The 14,266-nt window shown below is 37.0% G+C and carries 15 protein-coding genes; 9 read left to right on the forward strand and 6 right to left on the reverse strand.

The window, feature by feature from the left end:
- Positions 1-195: 195 nt before the first annotated feature.
- From LQ227_RS05725 to LQ227_RS05735, 3 genes are read left to right on the forward strand one after another with little or no spacing between them, the layout of a single operon-like run.
- A complete protein-coding gene (locus tag LQ227_RS05725; RefSeq protein ID WP_230145891.1) occupies positions 196-1,305 on the forward strand; it encodes a lactonase family protein in 1,110 nt (369 codons plus the stop codon).
- Between the two features lie 18 nt (positions 1,306-1,323).
- Positions 1,324-1,818: an SRPBCC domain-containing protein gene (locus tag LQ227_RS05730; RefSeq protein WP_230145889.1), complete on the forward strand. Its 495-nt coding sequence runs from the start codon at positions 1,324-1,326 to the stop codon at positions 1,816-1,818.
- A gap of 4 nt (positions 1,819-1,822) precedes the next feature.
- Complete coding sequence (locus LQ227_RS05735) at positions 1,823-2,554, forward strand: phytanoyl-CoA dioxygenase family protein (RefSeq protein ID WP_230148654.1); 732 nt, start codon at positions 1,823-1,825, stop codon at positions 2,552-2,554.
- 339 nt (positions 2,555-2,893) lie between these two features.
- On the opposite strand, the gene LQ227_RS05740 is transcribed toward LQ227_RS05735, so the two are convergent.
- The 4 genes from LQ227_RS05740 to tilS form a co-directional block, all read right to left on the reverse strand.
- Positions 2,894-3,340 (reverse strand): KTSC domain-containing protein, encoded by a 447-nt coding sequence (locus LQ227_RS05740; RefSeq protein WP_029279950.1) that lies wholly within the window; start codon positions 3,338-3,340, stop codon positions 2,894-2,896.
- Between the two features lie 257 nt (positions 3,341-3,597).
- Complete coding sequence (bshA, locus tag LQ227_RS05745) at positions 3,598-4,740, reverse strand: N-acetyl-alpha-D-glucosaminyl L-malate synthase BshA (protein WP_131027844.1); 1,143 nt, start codon at positions 4,738-4,740, stop codon at positions 3,598-3,600.
- A gap of 132 nt (positions 4,741-4,872) precedes the next feature.
- Positions 4,873-5,364 carry a hypothetical protein gene (locus tag LQ227_RS05750; RefSeq protein ID WP_230145886.1) on the reverse strand — a complete coding sequence of 164 codons (492 nt, stop codon included), beginning with the start codon at positions 5,362-5,364 and terminating at the stop codon, positions 4,873-4,875.
- Positions 5,365-6,696, reverse strand: coding sequence for a tRNA lysidine(34) synthetase TilS (gene tilS / locus LQ227_RS05755; protein ID WP_230148656.1), 1,332 nt, complete (start codon positions 6,694-6,696; stop codon positions 5,365-5,367).
- A gap of 65 nt (positions 6,697-6,761) precedes the next feature.
- On the opposite strand from tilS, the gene LQ227_RS05760 reads away from it, so the two are divergent.
- From LQ227_RS05760 to LQ227_RS05770, 3 genes are read left to right on the forward strand one after another with little or no spacing between them, the layout of a single operon-like run.
- Positions 6,762-9,179: an OstA-like protein gene (locus LQ227_RS05760; protein WP_230148658.1), complete on the forward strand. Its 2,418-nt coding sequence runs from the start codon at positions 6,762-6,764 to the stop codon at positions 9,177-9,179.
- A 38-nt stretch (positions 9,180-9,217) separates the two neighbouring features.
- The gene (locus LQ227_RS05765) at positions 9,218-9,439 is read left to right on the forward strand and encodes a hypothetical protein (RefSeq protein WP_230145882.1); all 222 of its coding nucleotides are present in this window, start codon (positions 9,218-9,220) and stop codon (positions 9,437-9,439) included.
- Entirely contained in the window at positions 9,439-9,741 is a 303-nt protein-coding gene (locus tag LQ227_RS05770) for a type II toxin-antitoxin system RelE/ParE family toxin (protein WP_230145880.1), read from the forward strand. The genes LQ227_RS05765 and LQ227_RS05770 overlap by 1 nt, the downstream gene beginning before the upstream one ends.
- On the opposite strand, the gene LQ227_RS05775 is transcribed toward LQ227_RS05770, so the two are convergent.
- Together LQ227_RS05775 and LQ227_RS05780 are read right to left on the reverse strand one after the other, a co-directional pair.
- Positions 9,736-10,317: a non-canonical purine NTP diphosphatase gene (locus LQ227_RS05775; protein WP_230148659.1), complete on the reverse strand. Its 582-nt coding sequence runs from the start codon at positions 10,315-10,317 to the stop codon at positions 9,736-9,738. The genes LQ227_RS05770 and LQ227_RS05775 overlap by 6 nt on opposite strands.
- A gap of 115 nt (positions 10,318-10,432) precedes the next feature.
- On the reverse strand, positions 10,433-11,086 hold the full coding sequence (locus LQ227_RS05780; RefSeq protein WP_230148660.1) for a hypothetical protein: 654 nt from the start codon (positions 11,084-11,086) through the stop codon (positions 10,433-10,435).
- A gap of 104 nt (positions 11,087-11,190) precedes the next feature.
- On the opposite strand from LQ227_RS05780, the gene LQ227_RS05785 reads away from it, so the two are divergent.
- The 3 genes from LQ227_RS05785 to LQ227_RS05795 are packed head-to-tail and all read left to right on the forward strand — an operon-like array spanning position 11,191 to position 14,159.
- Positions 11,191-11,778 (forward strand): hypothetical protein, encoded by a 588-nt coding sequence (locus tag LQ227_RS05785; protein ID WP_230145877.1) that lies wholly within the window; start codon positions 11,191-11,193, stop codon positions 11,776-11,778.
- A 54-nt stretch (positions 11,779-11,832) separates the two neighbouring features.
- Positions 11,833-13,191 carry a peptidylprolyl isomerase gene (locus tag LQ227_RS05790; protein WP_230145876.1) on the forward strand — a complete coding sequence of 453 codons (1,359 nt, stop codon included), beginning with the start codon at positions 11,833-11,835 and terminating at the stop codon, positions 13,189-13,191.
- Between the two features lie 5 nt (positions 13,192-13,196).
- Positions 13,197-14,159 (forward strand): MoxR family ATPase, encoded by a 963-nt coding sequence (locus LQ227_RS05795; RefSeq protein WP_029279992.1) that lies wholly within the window; start codon positions 13,197-13,199, stop codon positions 14,157-14,159.
- Positions 14,160-14,266 lie beyond the last annotated feature (107 nt).

A 14,266-nucleotide genomic window follows, 5' to 3' on the forward strand; every position in this document is an offset into this window, starting at 1 on the left:
CGCTGAGACTGACAAATTTGAGTATAGCTTAAGCATACTGCACCTTGTTGCCAATTTATATTTTTAAGATTCTGAAATAAATTAAGAACGACGAAAACGGTTTATCAAATAGAAATTAATTTCCGTGCTCTTCCGTGCCTCCGTGGCTAATTACATTTTAATTCCCCATATTTGTTAAAATCAATATCGTTTTTCATGAAAAAAATTAGTTCAGTATTTATACTTTCTATACTATCAACGCTAACATTTGCGCAAAAAACCAATTACAACCTCATTGTTGGCACCTATACCGCACCTGGAAAAAGCGAAGGAATCTATACTTACAACTTTAATACTTCAACCGCAGCTACAACGGTAAAAAGCATCACAAAAAACACGGCGAACCCGAGTTATCTGGCTGTTTCTCCAGATCAGAAATTTGTTTATGTAGTTAATGAAACCGGAGCCACCAGCACAGTTAGTGCTTTTAAATACAACGCAACAACAGGTGCTTTAACTTTTTTAAATAAGGTAGACAGCCACGGCGCCGATCCTTGTTTTATTACCGTTGATGCCAAAAATGTTATTGTTGCGAATTATAGCGGAGGCAGTTTAGCGGTATTCGCACGCAAGACTGATGGCGCCTTAACAGCAGCTTTGCAAGTGATTAAACATACCGGAAAAAGCATCGATCCTAAAGGCAGACAAGAAAGTGCACATGTGCATATGGTTAAATTTACGCCAGATCACAAATATTTAATTGTTAACGATCTGGGTGAAGATCAAACTTATATCTACAACTACAACCCTTCCTCAAAAGAAAAAATATTAACCGTTAAGTCGGTAATTAAAACCAATGCAGGCACTGGTCCCAGGCACATCACTTTTAGTCCAAATGGGAAATTTGCCTATTTAGCGCACGAATTTAATGGCAGCATAACGGTTTTCGCCTATTCGAATGGAAGTTTAACCAAAATTCAGGAAATTGGTACTACGCCAAAAGATTTTACCGGAAAAATTGATGGTGCCGACATCCATGTTTCGGCTGACGGAAAATTTCTTTACGAAACCAACCGTGGAGATGCCAATAGCATTTCTGCCTTTTCCATTCTACCGACCGGAAAATTGAAATTTATCGAAACAGTCAGTACACTCGGCAAAGGGCCAAGAAACTTTACGATTGATCCGACTGGAAAATTTCTATTGATAGGCCATCAATACACCAATAACATCGTTATTTTTAACCGAAATAAAACCACTGGCAAATTAACCGATAGCGGTAAACGCATTGATGTTGGCGCGCCAGTTTGTTTAGTTTTTAATTAATCACCTAAAATTAAGCCAATGGAAAACTTCGATTGGACCAGATTCACCATCAAGATTGCTGTTAAAGCTAAACTTGAGGATATGTACAATGCCTGGACAAAAGCCAGCGAAATTGAGAAATGGTTTTTAAGTGAGGCGGAATTTTCTGACGAAAACAACGTATTGCTCAACAAAACGCAAAACGCATTGAAAGGCGATAAATACAAATGGATCTGGTATCTGTATGATGATATTGAAAAAGGAAGCATAACTGAAGCCAATGGCAAAAATGAACTTCAATTTACTTTTGCAGGCGAATGTTTGGTCGACATTAAACTCAGAGAAGAGTTTGAGTATGTAGTTGTAGAGTTGACGCAAAAGAATATTCCTTTAGATGAAAATGCGAAAAGAAATATTCGCTTAGGTTGTCATAACGGTTGGAGTTTTTATTTGGTTAATTTAAAATCCGTTTACGAAGGTGGTTTGGACTTAAGAAATAAGGATAACCGCTTTAAACCCATGTTGAATAATTGAGGTGATGGATTTGGTGGTTAAGGAAAAAGAAACTCAGGAATTAGGTTTTTCGGTTGTAGATGATGTATTTACAGACCAGGAAGTTGAAGATATCCTTGCAGCGATTAACAGGACAGATTCTACAAAAGAAACCTTTAGAAAATCGGACGATCTTTTTGCGATACGTCAATTTTTAAAAGAAGTTCCAGAAACAATCCATCTTATTTTCAATCACAAACTCAAACACATCGTAAAAGAGGTTTTTGGTCAAGACTATTTTCTTGTCAAATCGATCTATTTCGACAAACCCGAAACTTCAAATTGGTTTGTTTCCTATCATCAGGATTTAACGATTTCAGTTAACCAGAAAGTAGAAATAGCTGGTTTTGGGCCTTACACTAATAAACATAATCAGTTTGCCGTTCAACCGCCACTTAATATCCTCGAAAACAATTTCACCATCCGCATTCATCTCGACGATACAAAAGAGGAGAACGGTGCATTAAAAGTAATTGCCAATTCGCATAGCAAAGGCATTTACCGCCCCGAAACCGTAAACTGGAACATCGAAAAAGAAATAAGTTGCAACGTAAAAAGAGGTGGTGTGATGATTATGAAACCACTGCTCCTGCACAGTTCGAGCAGAACAACAAACAATCAAAAAAGAAGGGTAATTCATCTTGAATTCAGCAATCAGACTTTGCCCAAAGAATTGCAATGGTCAGAACATCTTGATTTTGATCGCACGTCATCCTGAGCGTTCAGTTTTAGAAAAAAGCAAAGGACCTGGGATGACAGATTAAGATAAATCGTCATTTTGACCGCAGTGTTCCAAAGGAATCCCTTCGGAGGAGAACCCGAAGGCTCTGCGAAGCAAAATCTTTTAAATTAACTGGGTTCAAAGATCTCTCTCCCGAAAGTTCGGGATTGCACTCCAGTCGAGATGACGACCGTTCTACCTAAACCTGTCAATGGTAAGTTAGCTCAGCATCTTTATAGCACCAATCGATAGAAAACTAATATTATCCGCTATTAACGGAATAAAAAAAATGGCCCCGACTTTCATTGGGGCCATTTAATATTATATGGTCGCTTATTATGCAGGTTCTGCAACTCTGGCTACATTGCGATATGGGAATTCATTAAAGATATGTCTGCGGGCAAAACGGCCAGGAGAATCGGCGTTAACCAATTTCACGTAGATTGCTTTTGGTACATCGAAGTATTCGTAAGCACTTCCATCAAAAAACTGGATATTTAAAACCTGTTGTTTGTATTCGAAATCCTGAATATTCGATAATGTTGTCGTTTGCGTGTACGTTTCGATATTCTGTTCGCGTGTTTCTGGCGCAATACTTACCAAGAAATGGTAAGCTTCGATAATTTCTTTACTTCTAGCTTCTGCATCTAATTTCTCTTCTTCCTGCTGAAATTTATCGGGGTGACAATCTTTCATCAATGTGCGGTACACAGATTTAAGCTCTTTTAACTCAGCATTTTTATCTACGCTCAAAAGCTTTCTGTAATCAACTATTTTCTTCATTTGGGATAACCTCTTTTTTAATTTTGTCGAAATGATTTAGGGATCTTTATCTGCAAAACCGTTTCAAGCCGCAAAGATACGATTTATAATCATTTGATTTTGAGAAAGTTTACTTTTATTAAATATTGCTGATATGAATCATCAACTAACGAGTTCTCCCGTCTCTTACTTAAGTTTTTTAACAACAGATGCACACGGATTTATCATCTGTGTGCATCCTTTTATCCGTGGTTAAATATAACGTGAGACTTAATTTGTTAATATTTAGGCTGTAATGAGTTTTCGATTACTTCCTTATAATAGTTAACATAAACAGGAAGGATCTTTTTAAGGTCAAAATCTTGTGCCCTTGCAAAAGCATTTTCTTTGAAACGATTCAGCGTTTCATCATCCTTTAATATTTCAATGGCATGGGCCGCCATTGCATCTACATCTCCAACATTGCTCATGTAGCCACAAAATCCGTCAACGTTCAGCTCAGGCAAACCACCCGCATTTGTAGTAATTGCCGGCACTTTACAAGCCATTGCCTCTAATGCAGCTAAACCGAAGCTTTCAGATTCTGACGGCATTAAGAAAAGATCTGAAACCGATAAGATTTCTTCAACCGCATCTTGCTTACCTAAAAACCTTACATTCTCGCAAATATTCAACGATCTGCAAAGCTGCTCATCGTAAGCACGCTCAGGCCCATCGCCTACCATTAATAGTTTCGACGGAATAACCGCCTGTACTTTTTCGAAAATCCTAATCACATCAGCCGTACGTTTTACTTTCCTGAAATTACTGGTGTGGATTAAAATCCTTTCATTATTTGGTGCGATTGCTTTTTTGAAGTGACCTTTTGCCTGTAAACTGAAGCGCGAAAAATCTATAAAATTTGGGATTACCTTAATTTCTTTTGTAATCTCGAAATGGTTATAAGTATCTTCTTTTAAATCTTCTGATACTGTAGTTACACCATCGCTTTGATTAATAGAAAAGGTAACCACAGGTTTATAAGTTGGGTCTTTGCCCACCAAAGTAATATCGGTACCGTGCAAAGTAGTTACCACCGGAATATGAATACCATAACTTGCCAAAATCTGTTTCGCCATAAAAGCAGCAGAAGCATGTGGAATGGCATAATGAACGTGTAATACATCCAATTGTTCAAAACGGACAACATCTACCAGTTTGCTGGCCAGAGCAGATTCGTAAGGAGCATAATCAAAAAGTGGATAATCCCTTACCGAAACCTCATGATAAAACAGGTTGGCAGAAAAGAAATCGAGCCTGGCAGGCTGACTATAAGTAATAAAGTGAACCTGATGTCCCTCGTTAGCAAGTGCTTTACCAAGTTCTGTTGCAACTACTCCACTACCGCCAAAAGTGGGGTAGCAAACAATTCCTATCTTCATTGTACATGTATTGTTGTTATCGCAAATGTACCCGATTTTAATGTATAATGCGTGTCGGCTTATTGCAATAAAAAAGACGAGATATTGAGTAGAGATTTTATAAAAGACTGGAGGAAAATTATTGCACTCAAATTATGATTTGAGATTTCGCATTTCTTCTTTTATTACAAGGAAAAGTTCGTTAGGCCTTTGGGTACCAATAAAATATTCCAAGCCATCGCGATCGGTTAAAACAACCGCATCTTTACCTGATGAATAAAAACGGATCGTACCTTTTGTGTGCAGGTTGTAAACCGGATTATTGAAAAAATAACGGCTATAAGTTGCCTTACGAACATCAACAATACTGTTCAGGTCTATCTTAACACGTTTGGTTGTCCAAAGACCATCCAAAATCATACTGCCATTATCTACCACAATTTTGTACTGGATAAGGAAAAGTAAAAGCATAGAAACACCGATGATCCCGAAGCCTACAACAAGGAACAAATCTTGTGTATTGTCACGATCGCGCTCATAAACGTAGGCTGCAAAACAGAACGCAGCCATAATAAGCCTAATGAAAATACGAACATAATCACGGCCGATGTACTGTTTTTCGATATAGGCGTATTTGCTTTCCACTTATTTAATTTTGAGTTCGAATATAGCAACTTTTTTTGTTGCTGTAGTTAATTTATATCGGTTATCCTGCCGCATACCAGCAATCCAAACAATTTCACCATTGCCGTTAACCAAAATCGGCGTAACGCTTTTCAAATGTAGGGGAACTTTCTCGTCGATAAAATAATCGCTTACTTTTTTGGGATTACGCATACCCAATGGAATAAATTTATCTCCATTTTGCCAATTCCTTAACACTAAAGGAAAAATTAATTTATCAGCATTTACAAACGCTTTATTCGAGTTAATTTCGAATTTCACTTCATCTGTAAACCTCAACGAAATTTCATCATTAGCAAAAACAATGTTTTCAGTTGTTGGGTGGATAAACTGATTAGCAGTAACCGATGTGTTTTTTTCAACAATAACCAGATCATTTCTATTGATAATGGCCTGATGCGTGGCGCTAAAAAAATGTGTACCGCTTAAAGCCCTTAAACTGTCTAAAATTTCCTGCACTACATTTTCACCAAAATTAAATGGCTTAAGTAACTCGTAAAGCAAGAGCTTTTGCGGGTTCAATTTCGAAACCTCCTCCAAAGGAATATAAATGCCATCATTCCTTTTATTTAGGATTTTATTTGCAAGTTTCTGAACCTGGCTATTTAAAAAAGTCTCCAATTCAGCAAAGCGTGAGCTATTTTCGGCAAATGTTTTTTCGAGATTAGGGTTAATCTCCCGCAGATGCGGTACTACCTGTAATCTGATTTTATTCCGTGTATAATTTGTACTTGCGTTTGAGCTATCTTCTACAAAATCGATGTTATTAGTCCTTACAATTTCATCAATCTGCTGTCGGTTTAAAAAGAGCAAGGGTCTGATCAGTAAATCACGTTTAGGTAAAATACCATGCAATCCGCTTATGCCTGTGCCACGGGTAAGGTTAATGATTACGGTTTCTATCGCATCGTTTTGATGTTGGGCCAGGGCTACATAATCGTAACCTTCTTTACGCCTAATTTCTTCAAACCAGTTATAGCGGAGATCGCGTGCTGCCATCTGGGTAGAAATTTTATTTTCGGCTGCATATTTTTTGGTATCAAAATGCGTTATATAAAAAGGTAATCCTAAACTTTTGGCCAGTAGCGCAACAAAACTTTCATCACGTTGTGCCTCATCAGCCCGTAAATTAAAATTACAATGTGCCACACCAATATCAACGCCTATTGTTTTAAACAAATGCAACATTAATACTGAGTCTTTTCCCCCACTTACGGCCAAAAGGATTTTGTTAGCCCGAACAAACAGCTGGTGCTGTTCAATAAAATCCTGAAATTGTTTTACGGGTAACATCCATCAAAAATATTTAATTTTAACTGGTATTCCGAACGTTCGGAACAAAAAACTAACTTTGTAGTGTGCAAAAACTATTTGTCTTTTTATTTCTTTTAATCAGTCCAGTACTTTTATTCGGTCAGCGACCCGCTTCGAAGATTAAAATCGTATCGTTCACAAAAATAACAGGCGATCTTAAGAATAAGGTAAACTATCTACGAAACCCTGTTTTTCAACAAGATAACGCAACTTTAACTTGCGATAGTGCTGTATTTTATAGCGAGCGGAACTATTTCGAAGCTTTTAAAAATGTACATATCAACCAGCTTACCACTGATATTTATTCAGATCAATTGGAGTATGATGGAAATAAAAAACATGCGCATTTAACCGGAAATGTGGTGATGAAAGACCCAACATCCACCTTAACCACCAATATTTTAGATTACAATACCCTCAGCAAGATAGGCACTTATACCAGTGGAGGAAAAATTGTAAATCAAGAGGTGACAGTAACGAGTAAAAATGGCTATTATTTTAGTCAAAGGAACGTAGCCTACTTTAAATATGATGTGGTAGTAGTTACGCCTCAATCGGTCATAAAATCGGATACGATGAGCTATAATACTCAGGATAAATGGACCTACTTTTATGGCCCTACAAATATCAAAGGAAAAGACGATAATCTTTACACCGAAAATGGTCAGTATAATACGATGACTGAGGATGCTTTTTTTGGAAAGAAAAACCTTTATACCCAGGGTACGAGATCGTTAAAAGGTGATAGTTTGTATTATTTCGGGAAGAAAGGCATTGGTAAAGCAGTAAAAAACATTATTTTTTCCGATACGAAAGATAAGATGAAAATGTTCGGTGATTTGGGCTATTATTATAAACTGGATCAAAGGACATTGGTTACACGAAATGCATATCTTGGCATTGGCACGGAAGATTCTATAATGGTGAAGAATAAAAAAAGGCCAGATAGTTTATGGATGGGTGCCGATACTTTAGAAACGCAGATGGTGCTGCAAAAAACATTAAAGCTGATCCCTAAAATTTCGATTAAAGCCGACAATCAGGTTGGAGAAGATGATGAAGATACCGGTGAGAAAAAGGGAACCACAGAACCCAAGGAGAAACCTGAAACACAAAGCACACTAAAAGACGACCGAAATAAACGCAATACTGCAAAAATAAGTAGGGCTGATAGGAAGAAAAAGAATAAGGGTGAGGCGATAATAGAAGATCCGCTTAATCTGAAAGACAAAAGTATCGATAGCCTAAAATCGAAAGTAGATTCGCTTGGCAAAGATCTGCCCAAGCTTAACCTTGATAGTTTGCAGAAAAACAATCTTTTAAAGAACAAGGCTGATTCCATTATCAAAAACCTGCCTAAACTTAAAACCGATAGCCTGAAAAAGCTGGCTGATAAAGCCAATTCGATAGTAAAAGATGTACCGAAAACAAAAATCGATAGCTTACAAAAAAAGATCACCGATAAGGCTTCTCCAATTGTAAAGGATCTTTCAAAAACGAAAATTGATAGCCTGCAAAAAAAGATTACAAAAGCTGGCGCTAAAGATAGTTTAACAAAAGCGCTGGGAAACTTAAAAGCTGGTGCATTAAAGACTGATACGGCCAAATTTAACCCGGCTGATACCGTTCAAACCCGTATCATTAAGGCTTACCACGGTGTTAAGATTTTTAAAACTAATATACAGGCTAAAACCGACAGCCTTTTTTATACCAGTGCCGATTCTACGCTACGCTGCTACAGTAATCCGATTATCTGGTCAGAAGGTTCTCAACAGGTTGGCGATACCATCTTTGTTCAGTTCAAGAATAAAAAGCTAAATAATTTACAGGCATTTAGAAATGCATTTTTAGTCAATACACCAAAAGATTCGCTAAGGTTTAACCAAATAAAAGGAAGGTTAATGACTGGTTTCTTTACCAACGGAAAATTTAAGAACCTATATGTAGATGGCAATGCCGAAAGTATTTATTACACCCAGGATGACAGTACAAAGGTGTATAAAGAAATGAATCAAACCCTAAGCAGCAGGATAAAATTCATCTTCAAGGATAATGAAAATGCCATTGAGGAAATTGTTTATATCAAGGGAATAGAGGGAGCTTTGAATCCGGAAAACACCATTGCAAAAGATCATGTTTTAAAAGGGTTTTCATGGAAACCTACCGAACGCCCAAAATCAAAAAAAGATGCCATTGGCTCATCTGGAAAACCTAAACCCAAAGCAAAGGCCAAAACAGTTGCGGGCAAAACTGTGGCTGGTGCTAAAACAACAGCCCCTACAAATAAACCAGCAACAGCGGCACCTGCGGTTAAACCAAAAATCACATTGGGAAAAGACAGCTTAAATGTGGAGAAGAAATTGCCACAAACTAAACCAGCAGACACGGCCAATTTTGGCATTAAACCCATCCTACCGAAAAAGGATTCGGTGCAAGTTAAAAAGGTGGTTGGTAAAATGTAGTTTTTGCTATTGATCAAATTAATGGTTAAATTTATTTTATGGATTTACAATCAGAAAAACTAAGTGTACTTCAACAGATCATTAATTCGGATGATGAAAGTTTAATCAGAGATATTAAATCACTAATTACTGCGAGGGATTTTGACTGGTTTGATGGATTAAATAGCAACGAACAAAACGATATTCTGGAAGGCATAAACCAACTTGATCATGGCGAAAGTTTTAGCCACGAAGAGGCGAAAAAAAGGTTTAGCGCGTAATGGATATTATTTGGTCTAAAAAGGCTGGTGAAACTTTCCAAAAAAATATAGATTATCTAAAAGAAAACTGGACAGAAGTAGAAGTAAAAAAATTTATAGTAAGGGTTTTTAGTTATCTCGAAACACTATCTGAAGAACCATTAATCTCAAGAAAAACTTATAAAACAAAGAATACGCATATGGGTATGATCATACCGCACATTTCAGTTGTATACCGGATTAAACCAAAAAGCAACACTTTAGAGATCGTAACATTTATAGACAATCGACAAAGTGGCAAAAAGAAAAAAAGATTTTTATAGCTCAACCCCTTTCAAAAAATCCAACATCTTTTTTAGTGCAATAGCCCTGTGGCTAATTTTATTCTTCTCTGTCATATCCATTTCACCAAAAGTGATATCATAGCCGTTCGGCTGAAAAATAGGATCATAACCAAAGCCCTTCGAACCTGATAATTCTTTCCTGATGGTTCCCTCAATTAAACCTTCAAATATATGGTTCTTACCATCCTGCATTAAGGAGATTACCGTTTTAAACCTTGCTTTTCTGTTGAGGTTCACTTCAAGCTTAGCTAAAACCAATTGAATATTTTCTAAACTATCCCTGCTTCCAGAATATCGGGCAGAGTAAACTCCTGGTTCGTTATTCAAAGCATCTACCTCTAAACCGCTATCGTCGGCAAAACAATCTAAATTAAAATGCTCAACTACATAGCTGCTTTTTAAAGTAGCATTTCCTTCAAAGGTATCTGCAGTTTCAGGAATATCAACCAAACAACCAATATCTTCCAGATTCAGCACCTCGTATTTACCTTCAAGTGCAGCCCGTATTTCTTCTGTTTTATGTTGATTATTGGTCGCAAATACAAGTTTTTTCATTATAAAAAGGATAAAGGTTCAAGGTGTAGGGTTTAAGGTTTTTGGAGTCGAATTAAAATGCCATATCTCAGCACTTGATACTTGATTCTCAATACTTGATACGCTTGCGAGGCCGCTATTTAATTTTCTGAAGATGCGCCCAAAGTGTTTTCTTAGCAGTTAAATCCCTATCCAGATGATGGAGGTTAGGGGCAAATATAATTCTGGTGGTTTCGTGAACGATGATTTCATTCTGCCAGGTAAGGTTCAGTCTCAAGTCAGCAATCTCTACTCCAAAAGACAACATAATGGCAGGTTTAAAAAACCTATGCAGTTCTGCATAGTCAGTTCCGCCATAATTTGCATAATTTAAAATGGCAAAATCGGGTGTGCCCAAATCTACTGCCTTCACAATTTTCCGCAGCAGCTCCCTACCCTGCTCGGTGCTTACATCGTTCTGATTATCGTTTACCAAAATCAGAACCGATTTTTTATTTCCGCCTAAAAATTTAAACGTTTTTTCTGGTGCTGGTTCGGCCACAATATGCGGAATTTCAGGACCTTGCGTATAAACTTTAGGTGCATTTGTAGGATTAATCTCAGAAATTTGCGTTATTTCTGGTTTTAAAACAGGTTCTTTTTCTTCAATAACAGAAACATTTTCGACAGCCAAAACTGGCTCTGGATTACGTAAAGGCAGAATTTCTACGCTTTCATCCTTTACCAAAAAAACCTCTTCAGTAAAAAATAAACGTAAAGCATTCGCATTGTTGGTAACCTGGTTTTCCATTCGTATTTTTGCTGGATAATAATTTCTGTTAAAATTAGTTAAATATCTTATAATAGCGTCGCTAATTGTTACTTTTATCCCTTAAAATTTATAGAGTGCTCTGTGTGAGGAAAGCTTACTGCTTATTTGTTTTTAGCTTTATTTATAGCATTTCGTTTGCACAAAACGTGGCTGTGGTAAACGGAAAATCAATAAGTACCAAAGAATTTATGTGGGCATACAAAAAAAGCCATAACGGAAACGTTAGTGCAGCATACGATACCTTACAAGCATACTTAAACTTGTATATAAATTTTAAGCTTAAAGTTTTAGATGCCCGGGAAATGGGATTGGACAAAAATGCCAGTTACCAGGAAGAAATCAAAACTTATGAAGACGCATTAACCACACATAAAAAAATTGGGGTAAGTAACAAAGACCGCGATTTTTTATTGAACGAATACCGTGAAGGAGTTTTAATGTTCAATGTTTCGGAACAAAAAATATGGAACAAAGCACAGGAAGATGAGCAAGCGATAAATGATTTTTATAGTAAAAACCAACAAAAGTATAATAAACCCTTAAGCGAGGTTAGAGGAGAGGTAATTGCCGATTATCAACTAAGTTTAGAAGAAAATTGGCTAAAAAGCCTCAAACAAAAATATCAGATCAAAATTAACGAAAACGAGTTAAAAAAGCTTGCCAAGTTATAACCAACCTGATTTTTTTGACCATAAGTATTAAATTTGCAAAATATAACAAATAGAATGAAGAAAGTTTTTTTAGTAGCAACCGCTTTAATTTGCCTGTTTTTAAACAGTTTCGCTCAAAAGCATACTGTAGATAAAGTTGCTGCTGTTGTAGGAAATAATATTATCCTGCTATCAGATTTAAACCAACAATACACACAATATCTTTATCAGGGAAACCAGCCCAATGCTGAAATTAAATGTAAAATTTTACAACAAACCTTAACGCAAAAGCTGCTTAAACAACAGGCCGAGATCGATTCGGTAATGGTTGAAGATGGTGCGGTTGATGATGAGGTGAACAAACGTATGCGTTATAGCATGCAGCGTGCAGGTGGTCAGGAGCGTTTAGAGCAATTTTTAAATAAATCTGTTCTGCAGTATAAAGATGAGATCAGACCATCGGTAAAAGATGAGTTGATCGCACAAAAAATGCAACAAAAAATTACCGAGAACATCAACGTTACACCAATGGAGGTTGAAAAATACTTCAAAACTTTGGGCGACAGTGTTCCTCAATTTAATACAGAGGTAGAAGTTGGTGAAGTGATTTTAAATCCGCAGTTAACCAGAGCAGAAAAACAAAAATTCCGCGATAAAATTGAAGCCCTTCGTTTAAGGGTTAAAAGCGGCGAAGATATGGGTGTCTTAGCTAAAACCTATTCTGAAGATCCAGGTTCTGCTGCCGATGGTGGTGATTATGGTTTTATCGATAGAAATACCATGGTTAAAGAATTTACTGCCTGGGCATTTAAACTGAAAGCCGGAGAAATTTCACCAGTGTTCGAAACAGATTATGGCTTCCACTTTTTACAGGTTTTAGAGCGTAGAGGCGAGCAGGTACACGTTAGACATATTTTAATTATGCCTAAAACTACACCAGAAAGTTTAACCCGCTTAAAATTGCATGCAGATAGCATTTACAACAACATTATCGGTAAAAAATTAAGTTTCGCTGCTGCTGCAAACCTTTATTCAGATAATAAAGAGAGTAAATATAATGGTGGTATGATGCTTAATGCCGAAAATGTTCAGGCAAGAAGTACTTTTATCCCGGTTGATAAATTAGATCCGTCGGTGTTTTTGGTAATTGATAGCATGAAAATTGGTGGTATTTCTAAACCAGATTTATTTACAGCAGCTGATGGAAAACAAGGTTACCGCATTTTATATTTAAAATCTAAAATCCCACCGCACAAAGCAAACTTAACTCAAGATTTTCCAAAAATCAGAGATGCCGCACAAAGTGATAAAATTAATCGTACTTTAAGCGAATGGTTTGAAAAACGTCGCGAAAGCACTTACATTAAAATCGACGATGAATTTAACACCTGTGATGAATTAAAAATTTGGACTAAAACCACAGCCGCAAAATAACACCAATGCAGTATAAGAACGAAGTAGAAGCTGTTGATGCACTTCATCAATCTTTCAACAACATTAAAGCCGAAATAAGCAAAGTAGTAGTTGGACAAGATGACATCATAAAATCTGTTTTAATCGCCATATTTAGTAACGGACATTGTCTGTTGGTTGGCGTACCAGGATTAGCAAAAACTTTACTTGTACAAACGGTGGCTTCTGTTTTAGACCTCGATTTTAACCGCATTCAGTTTACCCCCGATTTAATGCCAAGTGATATTATTGGCGCCGAAATTTTAGGAGAAGACAGGCACTTTAAATTTATAAAAGGACCTGTTTTTTCTAATATTATCCTCGCTGATGAGATTAACCGTACACCGCCAAAAACCCAGGCTGCTTTATTAGAAGCCATGCAGGAGAAATCGGTTACCGCAGCTGGACAAACCCATATTTTACCAAAACCGTTTTTCGTTTTGGCCACACAAAATCCTATTGAGCAGGAAGGAACTTATCCACTACCCGAAGCTCAGTTAGATCGTTTCATGTTCAATATTCAATTAAACTACCCTGCCTTTGCAGATGAATTGAACATTGTAAAAAACACGACCAGCAATAAAACCGTTCAACTGCAGAAAATTATCCATGCAGATGATATTCAATATTTCCAGAAACTAATCCGCGATATTCCGATTACCGATAATGTTTTGGAATATGCCGTAAAACTGGCTGCCAAAACCCGTCCTAATAGCGAGTTTGCTACTGATGCAGTTAATAAATACATCAGTTGGGGTGCTGGTCCACGCGCCTCGCAGTTTTTAGTGTTGGGTGCAAAATGCCATGCCGCCGTAACGGGGAAATACTCGCCAGACATTGAAGATGTTAAAGCAGTTGCTGAGCCTATTTTACGTCACCGCATTGTGCGCAATTACCGTGCTGAAGCTGAAGGCTTATCAATCGAGAAAATCATTAAAGATTTATTGTAGTAGCATTAAGCTAGTCGGGATTTGCAGTCCCGCCTGATGAGCCAGAATTTTAACTTCTATTAGTGGATTACAAATCCACAATACAACTGGAAAAGTCATCTCCAATC

Origin of the sequence: Pedobacter sp. Bi27 (assembly GCF_918698255.1) — a bacterium.
Classification (GTDB): domain Bacteria; phylum Bacteroidota; class Bacteroidia; order Sphingobacteriales; family Sphingobacteriaceae; genus Pedobacter.